Origin of the sequence: Streptomyces flavovariabilis, assembly GCF_000725785.1 — a bacterium.
Lineage (GTDB): Bacteria > Actinomycetota > Actinomycetes > Streptomycetales > Streptomycetaceae > Streptomyces > Streptomyces hawaiiensis.
On sequence record NZ_JNXD01000028.1, the window covers coordinates 22,714 to 40,250 of the forward strand.

The following is a 17,537-nucleotide window of genomic DNA, read 5'->3' on the forward strand; positions in this document are numbered from 1 at the left end:
GGGATTCAGGCCGGCGGTGCCGTGCTGGCCCGGACCACCAGGTCGGTGCCCAGCTCCACGCGCGGCGAGTCCGGCTGTTCGTCGCGGGTGAGACGGAGCACCGTGCGGACGGCGAGTTTGCCCATGTCGGCCAGGGGCTGGCGGATCGTCGTCAGGGGCGGAGCCGACCAGCGGACTTCCGGAAGGTCGTCGAAACCGACCACGCTCATGTCCTCGGGCACCCGCAGCCCGCGTCGGCGCAGCGCCTCGATCGCGCCGAGGGCCATCTGGTCGCTGGCCGCGAACACGGCGGTCGGCGGCTCGGGCAGGTCGAGCAGGGCGTTGCAGGCGGTGAATCCGGATTCGGGGCGGAAGTCGCCGGGGACGACGAGGGACGCGTCCGGCGGGACGCCGGCGCCCTCCAGGGCCGCGCGGTAGCCGTCCAGTCGGGCCCGGGAACACAGCAGGCGGGGTGGGCCGGCGATCAAGCCGATCCTCCGGTGGCCGAGGGACAGCAGGTGCTCGGTGGCCGCCATGCCCCCCGACCAGTTCGCGGCGCCGATCGTGGGGGCGTCCAGGGCGGGGGAGCCCGCCGGGTCGACGACCACCAGGGGCACGCCGAGGATCCGCAGCTCCTCGTGCAGCGTCGGATCCAGGGCGGAGGTCACGAGGATGACGCCGTCGGAGGCGCGGGCCCTCAGGTTGCGCATCCACTCGCGGGCGTCACCGGAGCGCCCGTGGATGGCCGACACCACCGTGCCGACCCCGGCGGCGTGCGCGACCTCCTCGACCCCGCGGATGATCTCCACGGCCCAGGGGCTGTCGAGGTGGTTGAAGACCAGGTCGAGCAGGGCGGCACGGGTGCCCGGGGCCGCGGGGCGCTTGCGGTAGCCGTGCCGGCGCAGCAGGTCCTCGACCCGGGCACGGGTCTGCGGCGACACGTCGGACCGGCCGTTGACGACCCGGGACACGGTCGGTACGGACACGCCGGCCTGCCGGGCGATCTCGGTGATCGTGACCTTGCCCTCGGCGTCGGCCCCACGTGCTCCCACTTGCCCCACCTCCGTCGACGGTGACCGCGAAACTTCCAGGAGTCTTCCGGAAAACGGGCATCCGTGGAAAGGCGTACGGCCCCGGGAACGGCATATCGCGAGGGGTGACGGTGAGTGACGACCCCCGGACATGCGTCGGGGCCGGTTCGCAGGGTGTCCTGCGGCCGGCCCCTCATGTCGGACCGGCGGGGCGGCCGCCCCGCCGAACGGCCTCAGGCGGCCGTCATCACCTGGCCGGCCAGCGGACGGTGCGGGGCGATGGCCCGGCCGTCCGGCAGCAGCTCGCCGGTGTCCTCGAAGAGCACCACGCCGTTGCACAGCAGGCTCCATCCCTGTTCCGGGTGGTGCGCCACGAGGTGGGCGGATTCCCGGTCGGCGGAGTCGGCTGAGGGGCACTGGGTCTGGTGCTGGCACATGGGTGGGATCTTTCGCTGGGTAGAGACGGACGATGAGGCTGTGTTGTCCGAGTTGGCTGAGTCGGTTGTCGTGTCTGTTCCGCGGCTAGAAGTGTCGTTCATGGCCGCCCCCCGTTGTGTAAATCGTCGGAACCCAGTGTTGCCCCACGAGCGTCGATCCGCAGGGATTTCGCGGCACCGCTTCTCACAGGTTCATGACGCATCACCCGCGCGGACGGTTCATCCCAACTGGGGTGTCCCTTCGGGTGGTTCGCAGTGGTCGGATAGGGCTAGTCCGCTCGGGGTGAAGGGCATTACGGCTCGTACGAGCACTCAATGGCTCGTACGAGCGGTCGAATGAGCGGAAAGGCGATCGTGCGAGCGAAAAGGCGAACGTGAGAACGGCCGGGGCGGTAAATGAACGACCCCGCCGCCCGATTCGGCGACGGGGTCCGGAGAAGGCGCTTCAGGCGGGTGAGCCGAGCAGTCTGGTGGGAGCCGCCCGGTGGGTCAGCACCGGGAGGAGTTCGGCGACGCGATGCGGGCGATGGGCCGCGATGCCGGGGGGCGCGGGCGCCAGCGGGACGAGCAGGTCGGTGGCGGCGGGGTGACCGGCGGCACCGTCCGCGGTGCAGTCCTCGTGCAGCCAGAGCGTCAGCATGTACAGGCCGGGTACCGACAGCAGGCGGGGCTGGTACGGCTGCGGCATCGTCTCGGCCTGGCGCAGGGCGCGCTCGGTGGAGGTGATGTACGGGCCCTCGAAGAAGTGGGAGAAGGCCCAGCCGTCGGGAGTCAGCATGGTCTCCGCCGCGGCGACGGCGCGGTCGCCGCAGCGGATCAGGAAGCGCCACCCGGCCAGCCGGGTCGCGGACACGCCCTCGGCCGTCACGTGGTCGAGGACGTGCACGGGCAGAGGGAGCTCGGGTGTGGCGGGTCCCTGGGTGCCGAGCAGGGAGGGAGTTCGGGCTTCGCGGACCGCGGTGGGAGAGGAGAGCGCAGTGAGGACGGAACGGAGTGCGGGCGCGGGAGCCGGAGGGACATGCAGCGGCATGGTGGGTCGCCTCTCATTCAAAGGCACGGTGGCGCGAGGGCGGGGGCGGACGGCGCTGTCAGCTCACGAGGGTCAGAGAGGCAGGGGCCGGGTCTTGAACGAGAGGGGGGTGGGGTCCGCGTCGCCTCGACGGCAGGACCCATCGACCGTGGGCGCCAACCTTCTGCCTTGTTCGCGGAGTTTATACGACACGGGTTCAGACTGTGTTTCGTCTAGCCGTTTCCGGTGAGTAGAACAAGGGTACATTCGGTCGGCGATACGCGAGAATTATCCCGGTTCCGGACGGGGGTGCACGACGATGACCTCGGCGAATGCCCGCGGACCGGTCGGCCCATTCTCGTCGGCGTTTTTCACGAGTTCCCGGGTCCGGAAACCTGGCCTCTGCGTCATGCCGAGTGAATGTGCCACCGGTCACTTGTGACCAGCGTAGCGGCCGCCGGGTCCGCCCGGGACGTTATCGATCGCTTTCGCTGGGCATCCTCCACCTGACCGGGACCCCGGTGGCCGGATCCCGGCCCGCATCATCCGAGGAGGGACGCTTCGATGGGGGAGAAGGTCGTGGCAGGCCGGTTCGACCTGTCCGATCGCCAGCGCTACCGCGACAAGCTGCGTCAGTGCCTGACGGGCTTGGAGCGACTCCTGGCGGAGCAGCGGTTCGATCGCCCCAAGAACCTCATGGGGCTGGAGATCGAGTTGAATCTCGCGGGCGCCGACGGCATGCCGAAAATGTTGAACGGGCAAGTCCTCGAACGTATCGCGAGCCGCGATTTCCAAACAGAACTCGCCATGTTCAACCTGGAAGTGAACATTCCCCCACACCGCCTGGGGGGCCGGGTATTCGACCGTCTCGCTGAGGAACTCCGCACGTCACTGGCATATGCCGACCGGAAAGCCGGCGAGGTCGACGCGGGTATTGTGATGATCGGTATTCTGCCGACTCTCGACCGTGACGACCTGGTGTCGTCCAACCTCTCCGACGTCGACCGGTACACCCTCCTCAACGACCAGATCGTGGCCGCCCGCGGCGAGGAGTTCACCCTCGACATCGACGGCGTGGAGCACTTGAGCTGCACCTCGAAGTCCATCGCGCCTGAGGCCGCCTGCACCTCCGTGCAACTGCACCTCCAGGTGACCCCGGCCCGCTTCGCCGACGTGTGGAACGCGGCCCAGGCGGTCGCCGCCGCGCAGATCGCCGTCGGCGCCAACTCGCCCTTCCTCTTCGGCCGCGAACTGTGGCGCGAGTCGCGGCCCCCGCTGTTCCAGCAGTCCACCGACACCCGCCCGCCCGAGCTCCAGGCCCAGGGCGTCCGGCCGCGCACCTGGTTCGGGGAACGCTGGGTCACCTCGGCGTACGACCTCTTCGAGGAGAACCTGCGCTACTACCCGGCCCTGCTGCCGATCTGCGACGACGAGGACCCGCTGAAGGTGCTCGACCAGGGCGGCACGCCGTCGCTCGCCGAACTCGTCCTGCACAACGGCACGATCTACCGCTGGAACCGCCCGGTCTACGGCATCGCCGACGGCGTCCCGCACCTGCGTGTGGAGAACCGCGTCCTGCCGGCCGGGCCCACCGTCATCGACGTGATCGCCAACGCGGCCTTCTTCTACGGCGTCGTCCGGGCCCTCGCCGAGGAGTCCCGGCCGGTGTGGACCCGGCTGCCGTTCGAGGCGGCCGCCGCCAACTTCGACGCCGCGTGCAAGGACGGCATCGACGCCCGCTTCACCTGGCCCGGGCGCGGCCGGTACAGCGGCACCACCGAGGTCGACGCGGTGAGCCTGATCCGCGACGAGCTGCTGCCGCTCGCCGAGGCCGGGCTGGACGCCTGGGGAGTCGAGCCGGCCGACCGGGACCTGTACCTGGGCGTGATCGAGGAGCGGTGCCGGCGCCGGGTGAACGGGGCGAGCTGGCAGGCCGCCACCTTCCACAAGGCGCTGGACGCGGGCCTCTCCCGGGATGACGCCCTGGCCGCCACGACCCGGCGTTACCGCGAGCTGATGCACCAGGGCGACCCGGTGCACAGCTGGCCGGTGGGCCTGCCGGAGCCGGTGTCGCTGGGCTGACGCCCGCCGCCGGGGTGCCATCCCGCTGCCGCCATACTGATCCGACAGGTCGGTGAAGTGGAGGCGGGTGTGCAGGCGGAGGCGAGCCCGGTGGGCGGTTCCATTCCCCAGCAGGGGCTCTCACGGCGGATGCTCCGCAACGAGACGCTGCTGGTCCTCGCGCTGTCGCTGGGCGCGAGCGGAGTGTCCGCGCTGATCAGTTTCATCGGGTCCGTCACCAAGCCGGGCGGGCTGAGGGACCAGGCGGCCACGATGAACGCCTCGGCCGCGCCCGGCCGGCCCTGGCTCGACCTCGCCTGGCAGCTCTTCGGGATCACCACAGCGCTCGTACCCGTCGCGCTCGTCGCGCACTTCCTGCTGCGCGAGAACGCGAGCCTGCGCTCGATCGGCTTCGACCGCACCCGCCCGTGGCCCGACCTCGGCCGCGGGGCGGCGATCGCGGCCGTCATCGGCAGCACCGGCATCGCCTTCTACCTCGCGGCCCGCGGTCTCGGCTTCAACCTCACCGTGGTTCCCGAGGCGCTGCCGGGGGTGTGGTGGAAGTACCCGGTGCTGATCCTCTCGGCGATCCAGAACGCCGTGCTGGAAGAAGTGATCGTCGTCGGCTATCTGCTGCGCCGCATGGGGCAACTGGGCTGGACGCCGACGGCCGCGCTGGCCGGCAGTGCCGTGCTGCGCGGCTCGTACCACCTCTACCAGGGCATCGGCGGCTTCATCGGGAACATGGTCATGGGCGTCGTCTTCGTGTACCTCTACCGCCGCTGGGGGCGCGTCGGCCCGCTCGTGGTGGCCCACTCGCTGCTCGACATCGGGGCGTTCGTCGGGTACGGGCTGCTGGCGGGCAAGGTGGGCTGGCTGCCGACGGCGTGAAGCAGCCAGCGAAGGGGCGTACGACACCGTCGTACGCCCCTTCGCTCGTCTCAGGCCAGCAGCTCGCCCTCGATGACGGTGACCGCCCTGCCGGTCAGCAGGGTGCGGTCGCCGCGCAGCTCCGTGCGGACGCGGCCGGAGCGGGCTGAGGCCTGGAGTCCGGTGAGGCGGGGGCGGCCCAGGCGCTCGGACCAGAACGGGGCGAGCGCGGTGTGGGCGCTGCCGGTCACCGGGTCCTCGTCGATGCCGACGTTCGGGAAGAAGCAGCGCGAGGCGAAGTCGTAGCCCCGGGCGGGATCCTCGGCGCGGGCCGTGGCGATGACGCCGCGCTCGGAGTGAGCGGCGAGGGCCTTCAGGTCGGGGGCGAGGGCGTGCACCGTCTTCTCGTCGGCGACCTCGACGAGCAGGTCACCCACGTTCGGGCCGGTGTCGAGGACCGTGAGCGGCTCGGTGCCCAGGGCTTCGGCCAGGCCGCCGGGCGGGTCGACCCGGGTGAGCGGGGCCGTCGGGAAGTCCAGCGTGACGGAGCCGTCCGCGGCGGGCGTGGCGACGAGGACGCCGCTGCGGGTGGCGAACCGCACCGGGCCCTCGTGGGTGCCGGTCGTGTGCAGGACGTGGGCGGTGGCGAGGGTCGCGTGGCCACACATCGCTACCTCCGTGGCCGGAGTGAACCAGCGCAGCGCCCAGTCGGCCTCGGCGCCCTCGGGGAGCGGGTGGGCGAAGGCCGTCTCGGCGTGGTTGACCTCCAGGGCGACGTTCTGCAGCCACGAGCCGTCCGGGAAGGTGTCCGCGCCGGTCAGGAGCAGGACTCCGGCCGGGTTGCCGGAGAAGGGGCGATCGGTGAAGGCGTCGACGATTCGAATGCGCATGCCCCGACGCTATGGCTCCCACGAAGCCGCAGGCCAAGGCCAATGGACGAGTTGTGGCCCGCTAGCGGCGGGCGGGGCCCGCGAGCCGGGTCTTGCTGAGCGAGCGTTACCGATATATCGTTGAAGCATCGCGACAGATCAACGATGGAATGGAGAGTGGTTGCGATGCGTACCCACGGATTCGAGCGTGGACATGGACACGGCGGCCCGCACCACGGTCGGGGTGGCTTCGAAGGGCTGCGCGCGGCCTTCGGCCCCTTCGGGCCGGGCGGCCCAGGCTGGGGCGGACCCGGCGGACCGGGCTCCGGTCCCGGCCCCTGGGGCGGACGAGGGCGCGGGGGACCTAGGGGAAGGGCGCGGCGCGGTGACGTACGCGCCTCGATCCTGGCCCTGCTGAAGGACCGGCCGATGCACGGCTACGAGATGATCCAGGAGATCGCCGAGCGCAGCGGCGGAGCGTGGAAGCCCAGCCCCGGTTCGGTGTACCCCACCCTTCAGCTGCTGGAGGACGAGGGGCTGATCATCAGTGAGTCCGAGGGCGGCAAGAAGCTGTTCTCGCTCACCGAGGCGGGCCGCGAGGCCGCCGGGGAAGGGCCCGAGGCGCCCTGGGAGGAAGCCTCCCGCGGGGTCGACTGGGAGGCCCTCGGCGAGATCCGCCAGGCCGGCTTCGGACTGATGGAGGCCTTCGGTCAGGTCTGGAAGGCGGGCAGCAAGGAGCAGCGGGAGAAGGCGGTCGGCGTCATCAACGATGCGCGCAAGAAGCTGTATCTGATCCTCGCCGACGAGGACTGAACCCCGTGGAGCAGAAGCGCCCCCGGAGTGGTCCGGGGGCGCTTCTGCGTGCCGGGCGTCAGGTCACCAGCCCGTCCAGCCTGCGCAGCGACTCGTGCAGGGCCGCCGTGGCCGAGTCCTTGAGCTTGCCCGCCATCAAAGACACCGTCGCGCCCGTGAACTCGCCGTCGATGCGGACCGTCGTGGTGTCGCCGTCGGGTGTGAGGGTGTAGCGCGTCGCGACGGTCACCGCCATCGGGCCTTTGCCGCGGATGGCGAGCACACGCGCCGGCTCCAGTTCCTCGACGGTCCACGCCACCTCGGCCGGGAAGTTCATGAGCCGCATGTTCTCCTGGAACGTCGCGCCCACCTCGAGGGGTTCCGGGCCGCCCGCCGGGAAACTCGTGTGGGTGGCGTTCCACTCGCCGTACGCGGACCAGTCCGTGAGCCTCGCCCACACCTTCTCGGCCGGCGCCCCGATCTGTGCCTCCGCGCTGACTTCGGCCATGCGACCACCTCTTCGTGTCGGCTGGGTGTCGCGGAACGTAGTCGCCACGGCCGCAATGTTCAAGACTGACGAACTGTCAGCAGGTTGGTGCCTCCCGCTGGATCTGCCAGATCTCCTCCCCAAGGAGGAGATTCCGGCCTCCGGGGTCCACTTCCCGTGGGACGCGAAGATGCTTCCCGCCGGGGATGACCCGGGCCCGCGGGACTGATGGGGTAGGGGATGTGCAACCCCGTATCCCCCGGCAGTCGGCCCATGAGCACGGCATTCAGCGCGTGGACAACGATGTCAGGCTCAGTGACGAGCTGGCGTCGGTGGTCAGCGGTGCCCGGCGCCGGGCCGTCCGGGACGGGGACCGGCAGATCGACACCGCCCATCTGCTCCACTCGCTGCTGGAGTCCGACCCCGAGGCGCGCGCCATCTGCGGTGAAGGGCCGCAGATCGCGCGGTTGCTCGGCTATCTCGTCCAGCGCAGCATCGGCTACGGCCTGCGCTGGCAGAGCGGTGTCGAGGACTCCGGCGCCGTCCCCGTGGTGATGGGGACGGCGGGCTTCTCCCCGCTCGCCGCCGCGTGCATGGCGTACGCCTGTGAACGCGCCGCCGAGCGGGGCGGACCGGCCAGTGGCACCGACCTGCTCGCGGCGATCGTCGTCGACCCGCAGGCGCGCGCGGTCGAGGTGCTCGAACGGGCCGGCATCGACCCGCGCGAGGTGTTCGCCCGGTCCGGCGACCGGTCCGGCAGCGCCGAGGAGCGCGGCGAAGCCGGTCACTGAGCGCACGGCGCGGGCCGTTCGCCCCGTCCAGGCTATGAGACAGGTGCCATAGGGGGTGACGCTCCTGTCATGGCCTGCCATCATGTGCCGGTGCGTACCTCTGACAGCAGCGTGAGCGGGCGCGGCAGGGGTGTGGGGCTCGGCCTCGCGCTCCTGTCCGCACTGGCCTTCGGCGGATCCGGTGTCGCGGCCAAGCCGCTGATCGAGGCGGGCCTGGAGCCGCTGCACGTGGTGTGGCTGCGGGTGGCCGGGGCCGCCCTGGTCATGCTGCCGCTCGCCGTGCGGCACCGCGCCCTGCTGCGCCGGCGCCCCGGGCTCCTCGCCGGATTCGGCCTGCTCGCCGTCGCCGGTGTCCAGGCCTGCTACTTCGCCGCACTCTCCCGGATCCCCGTCGGGGTGGCGCTGCTCATCGAGTACCTGGCGCCCGCGCTGGTGCTGGGCTGGGTGCGGTTCGTGCAGAAGCGGCCCGTGACGCGTGCCGCCGCGGTCGGTGTCGTGCTCGCGGTCGGCGGACTCGCCTGTGTCGTCGAGGTCTGGTCGGGCCTCGGCTTCGACGCCCTGGGACTGCTGCTCGCGCTGGGCGCGGCCTGCTGTCAGGTCGGCTACTTCGTACTGTCCGACCAGGGCAGCGACGCCGGGGACGAGGCGCCCGATCCGCTCGGTGTCATCGCCTACGGGCTGCTCGTCGGCGCGGCCGTGCTCACCGTCGTCGCCCGGCCCTGGACCATGGACTGGTCGGTGCTCCAGGGCACCGCGAGCATGGACGGCAGGCCCGTCGCCGCCGTCATCCTGCTGGCCTGGATCGTCCTCGTCGCCACGGTCGTCGCCTACGTCACCGGTGTGATTGCCGTGCGCCGGCTCTCCCCGCAGGTCGCGGGAGTCGTGGCCTGCCTCGAAGCGGTGATCGCCACCGTCCTGGCCTGGGTCCTGCTCGGCGAGCACCTCTCGGCGCCGCAGATCGCCGGTGGGGCGATCGTGCTGGTGGGCGCGTTCATCGCGCAGTCCTCGACGCCCTCGAAGGGTTCGGGGCAGCCGGTCGCGAGCGGCGGCCCCGAAAGGGAATTGTCCAGGCACGGGACCGGCGCATAAGATGTCGATCATGCCTTCGAACGCACTCGTTCTTCCGCCTCCGGCCGCCTGAGGCGGGCCCTCCGGAGAAACCGCGCCCGGCGATTCGCCGCCGCGCAGAACGGTGCTGCCCGCAGACGAAGTCCATGGACCCCCGATCCGACTGACCCGGGGCCCTTCCCGAACTTCCGCGCACCGGCCACCGCTCGTCATGAGCGGCGCCTCGTGCGCGTCTGCGGAGAGAACGCGTGTCGAACACTTCCCCCGGCCTGCCCATCGGGCGAGGCCTCCTCTACCTGATCGTCGCCGGTGTCGCCTGGGGCACCGCGGGCGCGGCCGCCTCCCTGGTCTACCGGGCCAGTGACCTGGGGCCCGTCGCCCTCTCCTTCTGGCGCTGCGCCGCAGGCCTCGTACTGCTGCTCGCGGTCCGCCTGCTGCGGCCGCGCACCGAAACCCCCGTGCGTGAACCGCTCCGCCGCCGGGCGGTGCGGGCCGGGGTCACCGGCCTCGGGCTCGCCGTCTTCCAGACCGCGTACTTCGCGGCCGTCTCCGCCACCGGCCTCGCCGTGGCCACCGTCGTCACCCTGGGCGCCGGGCCCGTCCTCATCGCGCTCGGCGCCCGGCTGACCCTGGCCGAGCGGCTGGGCCGGGGCGGCGCCGTCGCTGTCGTGGGTGCCCTCGCCGGGCTCGCGGTGCTCGTCCTCGGCGGCGGGGGCACGAACGTACGCCCCGTGGGCGTGCTGCTCGCGCTGCTGTCCGCGGCCGGATACTGCGTGATGACGCTGCTCACCCGCCGGTGGGGCCGCGACGGTGGGGCCGACGCCTCCCGGACCGCCGGGGCCTTCGCCGTCACGAGCCTGTGCCTGCTGCCGTTCGCCCTGGCGGAGGGACTGCTGCCGCACACCGCGGAGCCTGGCCGGCTTCTGCTCCTGCTGGTCTACGTCGCGGCCATCCCCACCGCGCTGGCCTACGGCCTGTACTTCGCCGGCGCGGCCGTCGTGCGGTCCGCCACCGTCTCGGTGATCATGCTGCTCGAACCGGTGAGCGCGGCGGTGCTCGCCGTCGTCCTGCTCGGTGAGCACCTCACGGTGGCGACGCTGGCCGGAACCCTGCTGATGCTCGGCTCGGTGGCGGGCCTCGCGGTGGAGGAGGCGCGAGGTGCCCGGACGCGCGAGGAGCCGGTGATGGCCGTGTGAGGCGGGCCTCGCGGCCTACGCCTCCCGCCTGCGCAGGAGATGGTCGCGGGCCCTCGAGTCGCCCGGCCCGCCGCGGGCCGCGAGGCCCGCGGCGATCCGGTCCCGGACCTCGGCCGGCTTGTGGCTCGCGTACTTGAACTTCGCTCGTACGTCCGTCACTTCGAGGCGCAGGCCGCGGATGCCGGCGAGCATCCTGCCGTACGGGGCCGCACCCGCCGCTGCCCGTGCGGTGCCGCCCCGGGGCTGGAAGTGGTCGACCTGGCGGTTGAGCAGCGCGGCCTTCTCCGCCGGGTCGTCCACGACATGGGCGCGGCAGCGGAGCTGGACGGCCGTGTAGAAGCTCGTCGGGGTGCCGTGCTCGGGCGGGACGTCCGGGGCGGCCTGCCAGGGGCCGGGTACGAACACGTAGTCGTCGACCACGCTCAGCAGGACGTCCGGAGAGGCCTCCAGCGCGTGCCAGAGGGGGTTCGGACGGGCGAGGTGCGTGACGACCTCGCCGCGTGCGGCGTCGTAGGCGAAGTGCAGGGGCTGGACATGGGGCGGTTCGCCCGGCAGGCCGTTGACGGCGAGCTGGCCGAAGTCGTGGCCCGCCAGCCACCGTTGCCACTCGGTGTCGTCGCGGGGCGCGTCCCAGGGGTGGATCAGCATCACAGGGTCTCGAGGTAGGCGGGCAGTTCGGTGCCGGGGGCGAGGCCCGGGTCGGGGATCGGCGTGCCGTAGGTGCGCCGCACCGGGACGACGCCGGCCCAGTGGGGGAGGGCGAGGTCCTCCGGTTCGTCGTTCACGCCGCCGGTGCGCAGCTTCGCGGAGACCTCGTCCAGATCAAGGCGGATCACGGCGGTGGCGGCCAGTTCCTTCTTGCTGGCGGGCCGTGAGTCCGCGGAGCGGCCGGGCACCACGTGGTCGACCAGCGCGTCCAGGGCCTGCCGCTTCTCCTCGGGGTCCGTCACGTCGTGGGCGATGCCGTGCACCACCACGGAGCGGTAGTTCATCGAGTGGTGGAAGGCCGAGCGGGCCAGGATCAGTCCGTCGACGTGCGTGACCGTCAGGCAGACCGCGAGACCGGGGTCGGCCTGTCCGGCCGCCCGCAGCGGACGCGAGCCCGTGGAGCCGTGCACGTACAGCCGCTCGCCGACCCGGGCGTAGAGCGTGGGCAGTACCACCGGTGCCTCGTCGCGGACGAACCCGAGGTGGCAGACGTAGCCCTCGTCGAGTATCTCGTGCACCACCTCCCTGTCGTACGAGGCCCGGTCCGGGGAGCGGGTGGGGACGGTGCGGTCGGTCGGGGTGTAGCCGGTGGCGGGTTGCGACGGCGTCTGCGCGGTCCCCTGCATGGCGCTCTCCATTGCACTAGTGCATAATCGACTTTGTGCTAGGAGAGTATCGGATCAGTGGGCGTCGCGCAGCGGACATTTCCGCGAGTATCGAGCGTGCGGTGGGGGCCGGTGAGCTGCGGCCGGGTCACGTGCTGCCGCCCATGCGGGAGTTGGCGGAGCAGCTGGGGGTGAACCCCAACACGGTCGCGGCCGCGTACCGGACCCTGCGCGAACGCGGGGTCATCGAGACCGCGGGCCGGCGCGGCAGCCGGGTGCGGCCCGCACCGGCGACGACCGGACGGGACCACATCAGGGTCGACGTCCCCGAGGGGGTGCGGGACGTCGCGCAGGGCAATCCGGACCCGGCGCTGCTGCCGCCGCTCGCGGGCGCGTTCGCGGCGGCGGCCGCCGAGGGCGACCGGACGCCCGTCCTCTACGGCGACACCCCCGTGGAACCGGAGCTGGCCCGGATCGCGCGGGCCGGCCTCGACGCCGACGGGGTGCCGGACGGGCCGCTCGCCGTGGTCTCCGGAGCCCTCGACGGTGTCGAACGGGTGCTGGCGGCCCACCTCAAGCCCGGTGACACCGTCGCCGTCGAGGACCCCGGCTGGGGCCGCACCCTCGATCTCGTGCCCGCGCTCGGGCTGCGGGTCGTCCCTGTCGGCGTCGACGACGAGGGACCTCGCGCGCAGGACGTGCGGCGGGCGCTGGAGGCCGGGGCGCGCGCCCTGATCGTCACGGACCGGGCGCAGAACCCGACCGGCGCGGCGGTGAGCGCTCCCCGGGCGGATGCCCTGCGAGCCGTGCTCCGGGAGTACCCGGAGGTCCTGCTGATCGAGGACGACCACGGCCACGGCATCGTCGATGTGCCGCTGCACCCGCTGGCCGGAGTCACCCGGCACTGGGCGTTCGTCCGCTCGGCCGCCAAGGCCTACGGTCCCGATCTGCGCCTCGCCCTGCTCACCGGGGACGCCGTCACCGTCGACCGGGTCTGCGGACGGCACCGGCTCGGACCGGGCTGGGTCAGCCGGCTGATGCAGCGGGCCCTGGTGCGGCTGTGGGCCGACGGTGTGGTGGACACGGCCGAGGTGGCGGCGTCGTACGGGCGGCGGCGGGACGCGCTGATCGGCGCGCTGGAACGGCGCGGTGTCGCGGCGTACGGACGCAGCGGCATGAACGTGTGGGTGCCCGTGCCGGACGAGACCGGTGCCGTCGCCCGGCTGCTGCACGCCGGCTGGGCGGTGGCCCCCGGGGCCCTCTTCCGGCTGAGCGCACCGCCCGGCATCCGGGTCACCGTCTCGACGCTCGCCGCGGCCGAGATCGAGACACTGGCCGACGCGATCGCCTCAGCGGCCGGGCCCGCCCCCGCGCGGAGCTACGACTGAGACCGGCCTGGGTGCCGGAATCCCGCGGGGGGCCAGGGCTGAGGCCCGGCTTGGGTGCTCCGGCCGGTGCCGAGCTGTGGCGGAGGCGCGGCCTTGGCTCTCTGGCTCTGGGCGGGCTGTGGCTGTGGCTGGAGCGTGGTCTGGGCTCTCGGGCTCTGGGCGGGCAGTGGCTGGGGCGTGGTCTGGGCTCTCGGGCCCTGCCGGGTCAGGACCGGGGCCGGGCGCGGAGTTGTGGCTGAGACACGGCCGGGGTGCCGGAAGTCCGCGTGGGGCTAGGGCGGAGACCGGCTCGGGTGCTCCGGCCGGTGCCGAGTCGTGGCGGAGGCGCGGCCTTGGCTCTCGGGCCCCGCGGGCTAGGGCCGGGGCCGGGCGCGGAGTTGTGGCTGAGACTCGGCCTCGCTGCCGGAATCCGCGTTGAGCAACGGCTGGGCAGCCGGCCGGGGCTTGGGGCGCATCTGTGTGAGTGCTGCCCCTGTCAGTACGATCACCGCACCGACCGGCGTCGACCAGGTGAGCGTCTCGCCGAGGACGGCGACGCCCGCGGCCGTGGCGATGACCGGGGTGAAGTACGTGACCATCTGGGCGGTCGTCGGGCCGACCTCGGCGACCAGGCCGTACTGGAGAAGTACCGCGAGGCCCGTGCCCAGCGCGCCCAGGGCGGCGATCGCCAGCAGCGGCACGACCAAGACGCGGGTGGGCAGGGTCGTGAACAGCGGGGTGACGACGGCCAGCTGGACCGTCGCGAGCAGCAGCTGGGCGCCGGTCATCGACAGGTGCGAGTGGCCGGTGCCGGCCAGGGTGCGGCGGACGTAGATCCAGCCGACCGGGTAGCTGAGGGAGGCGAGCAGGGCCAGTGCCGTCCCGGTGGCGTCCAGGCCGTGGAAGCCCTGCCAGGCGCCCAGCACCGTGAGCACGCCGAGGAAACCCAGCCCGAGTCCCGCGACCCGCACCCGGGTCGGCCGGTCCTCCGACAGCGCGACCAGCGACAGTGCCATGCCCCACAGCGGCGAGGTCGCGTTGCAGATGCCCGCCAGCGCGGACGGAATGGTCAGCTCGGCGTAGGCGAACAGGGAGAACGGCAGGGCGTTCAGCAGGAACGCGGCGACCGCCAGATGCCCCCAGACGCGCGCCCCGCGCGGCAGCCGCTCGCGACGCACCGCCATCGCGACGGCCAGCACCGCCGTGCCGAACACCAGTCGGCCGAGCGTCACCTGGAACGGCGCGTACCCCCCGGTGCCCACCTTGATGAGGAGGAAGCTGAAGCCCCAGATCAGGGACAGGGCGGCGAACCGGAGACGCCAGTCGAGGCGGCGGCGGGGTGGTGCGGACGGGGCGGTGGCGGCCTGCCCGGGAGGGGTGGTGACGGTGCTCATGCCAGCCACGATGCGGCACCGGAACCTCGTAGCACAATCGAGATTTCGCACCCGGTACTGCGTAGAATTGCTTACATGTTGAACCTGGAACGCCTGCGCACCCTCGACGCCCTCGCCCGGCACGGATCGGTGAGCGGCGCGGCCGAGGGGCTGCACATCACGACCTCCGCCGTCTCGCAGCAGCTGTCCAAGCTGGAGCGGGAGACCGGCCAGCAGCTCCTCGCCAAGAACGGCCGGGGCGTGCGGCTCACCGACGCGGGGCGGCTGCTCGCCGAGCACGCCGCGCGCATCCTGTCCCAGGTCGAACTCGCCCAGTCGGACCTGGAGGCGCAGCGCGGTCAGGTCGTCGGCGAGCTCAGACTCTCGGCGTTCCCGACCGCCGCACGCGGCCTGTTCCCCCACGCGCTGGCCGCGCTGCGCGAACGGCATCCGACGCTCCGGCTGCGCTCCTGCGAGCTCGAACCGGAGCAGGGCATCGCCGGAGTCGTGCGCGGCGACCTCGACCTCGCCGTGGTGCTCGACTGGTACAACAAGCCGATGGCGCTCCCCGACGGGCTGGTCAAGGCGTCGATCCTGGACGACCCGGCCGAGGTCGCCATGCCGCTGGGCCACCGGCTCGCGGAGCGCGCGGAGGTGGATCTCGCCGAGTTCGCCGACGACGAGTGGATCACCTGGGGTGAGGGCGAGTTCTGCCACGAGTGGCTGATGTTCACACTGCGCTCCAAGGGCGTCGAGCCGATCGTCGGCCACCGCGCCGCCGAGAACCACACGCAGCTCGCGCTGGTCGCCGCGGGCCTCGGGGTGTGCATCGCCCCGGTGCTCGGCCGCCGGCCCGTGCCCGCCGGGGTCGTGACCGTCCCCCTCAGACAGCGGGTTCGGCGGCACGTCTACGTCGTCTGGCGCGCGGACGCGGACCGCCGCCCGTCGATCCGGGCGGCGGTGCAGGCCCTGCGGGCGGCGGGGGAGAGCGTCGGCTGAACGTCCCGGGGAGAGCTACTGCCCGGCCAGTTTGCGGAAGTCCCAGGAGATGATCTTCTGTGGCGTCAGACGGATCCAGGCGTGCCTGCCGTCGTGCGGCATCTCCTCCAGGCCGAAATTCTTCCGCGCGAACAGCGTCTCGGGGACGTCCAGTTCGGCGCGCAGCTCGCCCGTGCGCGGGATCTCGCCCACGAACTCGGCCGTGCCGGACAGCTCGGCGCCGCGCAGCTCGTCGTACTCCTCGCCGGTGTCGACCACGATCGCCACCCGCTGGTCGCGCCGCAGGTCGGTCCACCGCTTGCTGCGCACGACCGAGTACAGCCACATCGAGGTGCCGTCCCAGGCGAACCACAGCGTGCTCACATGCGGTGCGCCGTCGGCCGACACCGTGGCGACCCGGCAGGTGCGCTGGCTGGTCAGGAAGTCGTCCAGCTCTCCCGGCGTCATCATGATCTTCCGGCCTCTGCGCTGCTGCGTGACGGTCATGCGCCCCCTCTTTCTCCCACGTCGTGTCAGAGGAGATCCTCTGACATCACGTCAGAAAAGGATGAGTGCTCTTCCGCCCGTGCGCAACGGTGACTACGCTCGCCCGCCCGGCCGCCGGCGACAGGGGGAGACGTGCCCTCGTACCAAGCGCTCAGCGAACTCCTCGATCCGGACACCACCGTGCTGCTCACCGTCGAATGCCAGGAGGGCGTCGTCGGGACGGACAGCGCACTGCCCGAACTCGCCGCCCAGGCCCGCTCCGGCGGGGCGCTCGCCAACATCGCCCGGCTGGTGGACGCCGCCCACGCCGGCGGTGTCCAGGTCGTCCACGCCGTCGCCGAGCGCCGCCCCGACGGCCGCGGCGCCAACCGCAACGCCCGCCTCTTCCGGGCCGCCGAGCGCCTGCCCGTCCAGCAGCTGACCGGCACACCGGCGGTGCGGGTGGCCGCCCCGATCGAGGTCGCCGAGGAGGACCTCGTCGTACGGCGGCTGCACGGGCTGTCGCCCCTGCACGGCACCGACGCCGACCCGTTGCTGCGCAACCTCGGCTGCCGCACGCTGATCGTCACCGGGGTCTCGGCCAACGTGGCCGTACCCAACGCCGTGTTCGACGCCGTGAACTCCGGCTACAGCGTCGTCGTCCCGGCGGACGCCATCGCGGGAGTGCCCGCCGACTACACCCCCGCGATGATCCGCCACACCCTCGCGTTGGTCGCCACGGTCGCGACCACGAGCGACGTGCTGGCGTGCCTGGAGCGTCCGCGTGGGATCAGGCCAGCGTGATGGAGTCGCCGTTCACGGTCACCTGCTTCGCCTCCAGCGGCTTGACCGCGGGGCCCTTCTTCACGCTGCCGTCGAGGACGGAGAACCGACTGCCGTGGCAGGTGCAGGAGATGATGTCGTCCTTGAGGTCCACCATCGGACAGTTCCGGTGGGTGCAGATCGTCGAGAACGCTTTGAAGTCGCCCGCGGCCGGCTGGGAGACGACGACCTTCTCGTCCTTGAAGATCTTGCCGCTGCCCTCGGGGATGTCGGCGGTCTTCGCGAGCGCCGCACCACCGGCTCCCGCTCCGGCGGACGAGCCGCCCCCTTCGTTCGTCGCGCCGCCGCCGGCGGCGTCCTGTCCGGTGGACGGGTCGTCCTCCGACCCGCACGCCGTCAGCGCCACGGTGAGCCCCGCCGCGCCGACCGCCGCCACGACGGTGCGGCGGCTCGGTCCCGTCATCGGCTGAACTGATTCGCTGGTCATGCTGACGTTCCTTCCGGGGATGTTCGTGATCTGCCGAGAGGTACGGCCCCTGGGGACCGGCTGTTCAGACAATGTCGAAATCCTGACCCGTTCGCGGAAGGACGCGGGTAAAGCGGAGCTGTCGGTTCGCTGTCGGGTTCCGGCCCGCCGCCGCGAGGCC

At 72.3% G+C, this 17,537-nt stretch carries 19 protein-coding genes; 9 read left to right on the forward strand and 10 right to left on the reverse strand.

From position 1 onward, the window contains the following. Positions 1-5 precede the first annotated feature (5 nt). The 3 genes from IO24_RS0135520 to IO24_RS0135530 all read right to left on the reverse strand — a co-directional run bounded on the left by IO24_RS0135520 (position 6) and on the right by IO24_RS0135530 (position 2,477). A complete protein-coding gene (locus tag IO24_RS0135520; protein WP_031143216.1) occupies positions 6-1,031 on the reverse strand; it encodes a LacI family DNA-binding transcriptional regulator in 1,026 nt (341 codons plus the stop codon). Between the two features lie 212 nt (positions 1,032-1,243). Then, positions 1,244-1,447 carry a DUF5999 family protein gene (locus IO24_RS0135525; RefSeq protein WP_031143218.1) on the reverse strand — a complete coding sequence of 68 codons (204 nt, stop codon included), beginning with the start codon at positions 1,445-1,447 and terminating at the stop codon, positions 1,244-1,246. A 445-nt stretch (positions 1,448-1,892) separates the two neighbouring features. Continuing rightward, positions 1,893-2,477 (reverse strand): hypothetical protein, encoded by a 585-nt coding sequence (locus tag IO24_RS0135530; protein WP_031143220.1) that lies wholly within the window; start codon positions 2,475-2,477, stop codon positions 1,893-1,895. A gap of 543 nt (positions 2,478-3,020) precedes the next feature. Here IO24_RS0135530 and IO24_RS0135535 point away from each other — a divergent pair. Further along, positions 3,021-4,538: a glutamate-cysteine ligase family protein gene (locus tag IO24_RS0135535; RefSeq protein ID WP_031143222.1), complete on the forward strand. Its 1,518-nt coding sequence runs from the start codon at positions 3,021-3,023 to the stop codon at positions 4,536-4,538. Between the two features lie 69 nt (positions 4,539-4,607). Beyond that, positions 4,608-5,408 carry a CPBP family intramembrane glutamic endopeptidase gene (locus IO24_RS0135540; protein ID WP_031143224.1) on the forward strand — a complete coding sequence of 267 codons (801 nt, stop codon included), beginning with the start codon at positions 4,608-4,610 and terminating at the stop codon, positions 5,406-5,408. A gap of 50 nt (positions 5,409-5,458) precedes the next feature. On the opposite strand, the gene IO24_RS0135545 is transcribed toward IO24_RS0135540, so the two are convergent. Beyond that, a complete protein-coding gene (locus IO24_RS0135545) occupies positions 5,459-6,277 on the reverse strand; it encodes a PhzF family phenazine biosynthesis protein (protein ID WP_031143226.1) in 819 nt (272 codons plus the stop codon). Positions 6,278-6,442: 165 nt separating this feature from the next. On the opposite strand from IO24_RS0135545, the gene IO24_RS43745 reads away from it, so the two are divergent. Next, positions 6,443-7,069 carry a PadR family transcriptional regulator gene (locus IO24_RS43745; RefSeq protein ID WP_078899498.1) on the forward strand — a complete coding sequence of 209 codons (627 nt, stop codon included), beginning with the start codon at positions 6,443-6,445 and terminating at the stop codon, positions 7,067-7,069. 58 nt (positions 7,070-7,127) lie between these two features. On the opposite strand, the gene IO24_RS0135555 is transcribed toward IO24_RS43745, so the two are convergent. Next, the gene (locus IO24_RS0135555) at positions 7,128-7,556 is read right to left on the reverse strand and encodes a type II toxin-antitoxin system Rv0910 family toxin (RefSeq protein WP_031143230.1); all 429 of its coding nucleotides are present in this window, start codon (positions 7,554-7,556) and stop codon (positions 7,128-7,130) included. 221 nt (positions 7,557-7,777) lie between these two features. On the opposite strand from IO24_RS0135555, the gene IO24_RS0135565 reads away from it, so the two are divergent. The 3 genes from IO24_RS0135565 to IO24_RS0135575 all read left to right on the forward strand — a co-directional run bounded on the left by IO24_RS0135565 (position 7,778) and on the right by IO24_RS0135575 (position 10,590). Then, the gene (locus tag IO24_RS0135565; protein ID WP_037669348.1) at positions 7,778-8,326 is read left to right on the forward strand and encodes a Clp protease N-terminal domain-containing protein; all 549 of its coding nucleotides are present in this window, start codon (positions 7,778-7,780) and stop codon (positions 8,324-8,326) included. Between the two features lie 84 nt (positions 8,327-8,410). After that, entirely contained in the window at positions 8,411-9,415 is a 1,005-nt protein-coding gene (locus IO24_RS0135570; RefSeq protein ID WP_031143235.1) for an EamA family transporter, read from the forward strand. 227 nt (positions 9,416-9,642) lie between these two features. Next, positions 9,643-10,590 carry a DMT family transporter gene (locus IO24_RS0135575; RefSeq protein WP_031143237.1) on the forward strand — a complete coding sequence of 316 codons (948 nt, stop codon included), beginning with the start codon at positions 9,643-9,645 and terminating at the stop codon, positions 10,588-10,590. Positions 10,591-10,605: 15 nt separating this feature from the next. Here the strand turns inward: IO24_RS0135575 and IO24_RS0135580 are convergent, their stop codons facing one another. Together IO24_RS0135580 and IO24_RS0135585 are read right to left on the reverse strand one after the other, a co-directional pair. Beyond that, a complete protein-coding gene (locus IO24_RS0135580) occupies positions 10,606-11,238 on the reverse strand; it encodes an FMN-binding negative transcriptional regulator (RefSeq protein WP_031143239.1) in 633 nt (210 codons plus the stop codon). After that, positions 11,238-11,924 (reverse strand): pyridoxamine 5'-phosphate oxidase family protein, encoded by a 687-nt coding sequence (locus IO24_RS0135585; RefSeq protein WP_031143242.1) that lies wholly within the window; start codon positions 11,922-11,924, stop codon positions 11,238-11,240. The genes IO24_RS0135580 and IO24_RS0135585 overlap by 1 nt, the downstream gene beginning before the upstream one ends. Before the next feature lie 35 nt (positions 11,925-11,959). Between IO24_RS0135585 and IO24_RS0135590 the strand changes: the two genes are divergently transcribed. Continuing rightward, entirely contained in the window at positions 11,960-13,291 is a 1,332-nt protein-coding gene (locus IO24_RS0135590) for an aminotransferase class I/II-fold pyridoxal phosphate-dependent enzyme (RefSeq protein ID WP_031143244.1), read from the forward strand. A gap of 353 nt (positions 13,292-13,644) precedes the next feature. Here the strand turns inward: IO24_RS0135590 and IO24_RS0135595 are convergent, their stop codons facing one another. After that, positions 13,645-14,664 carry a DMT family transporter gene (locus IO24_RS0135595; protein ID WP_031143246.1) on the reverse strand — a complete coding sequence of 340 codons (1,020 nt, stop codon included), beginning with the start codon at positions 14,662-14,664 and terminating at the stop codon, positions 13,645-13,647. Positions 14,665-14,739: 75 nt separating this feature from the next. On the opposite strand from IO24_RS0135595, the gene IO24_RS0135600 reads away from it, so the two are divergent. Then, on the forward strand, positions 14,740-15,642 hold the full coding sequence (locus IO24_RS0135600; protein WP_031143248.1) for a LysR family transcriptional regulator: 903 nt from the start codon (positions 14,740-14,742) through the stop codon (positions 15,640-15,642). A gap of 15 nt (positions 15,643-15,657) precedes the next feature. Here the strand turns inward: IO24_RS0135600 and IO24_RS0135605 are convergent, their stop codons facing one another. Continuing rightward, positions 15,658-16,128, reverse strand: coding sequence for a pyridoxamine 5'-phosphate oxidase family protein (locus IO24_RS0135605; protein WP_031143250.1), 471 nt, complete (start codon positions 16,126-16,128; stop codon positions 15,658-15,660). A 132-nt stretch (positions 16,129-16,260) separates the two neighbouring features. Between IO24_RS0135605 and IO24_RS0135610 the strand changes: the two genes are divergently transcribed. After that, positions 16,261-16,911 carry a cysteine hydrolase family protein gene (locus IO24_RS0135610; RefSeq protein ID WP_031143252.1) on the forward strand — a complete coding sequence of 217 codons (651 nt, stop codon included), beginning with the start codon at positions 16,261-16,263 and terminating at the stop codon, positions 16,909-16,911. Here the strand turns inward: IO24_RS0135610 and IO24_RS0135615 are convergent. Then, positions 16,898-17,377 (reverse strand): Rieske (2Fe-2S) protein, encoded by a 480-nt coding sequence (locus tag IO24_RS0135615; protein WP_031143254.1) that lies wholly within the window; start codon positions 17,375-17,377, stop codon positions 16,898-16,900. The two genes, IO24_RS0135610 and IO24_RS0135615, sit on opposite strands and share 14 nt — an antisense overlap. Positions 17,378-17,537: the final 160 nt, after the last annotated feature.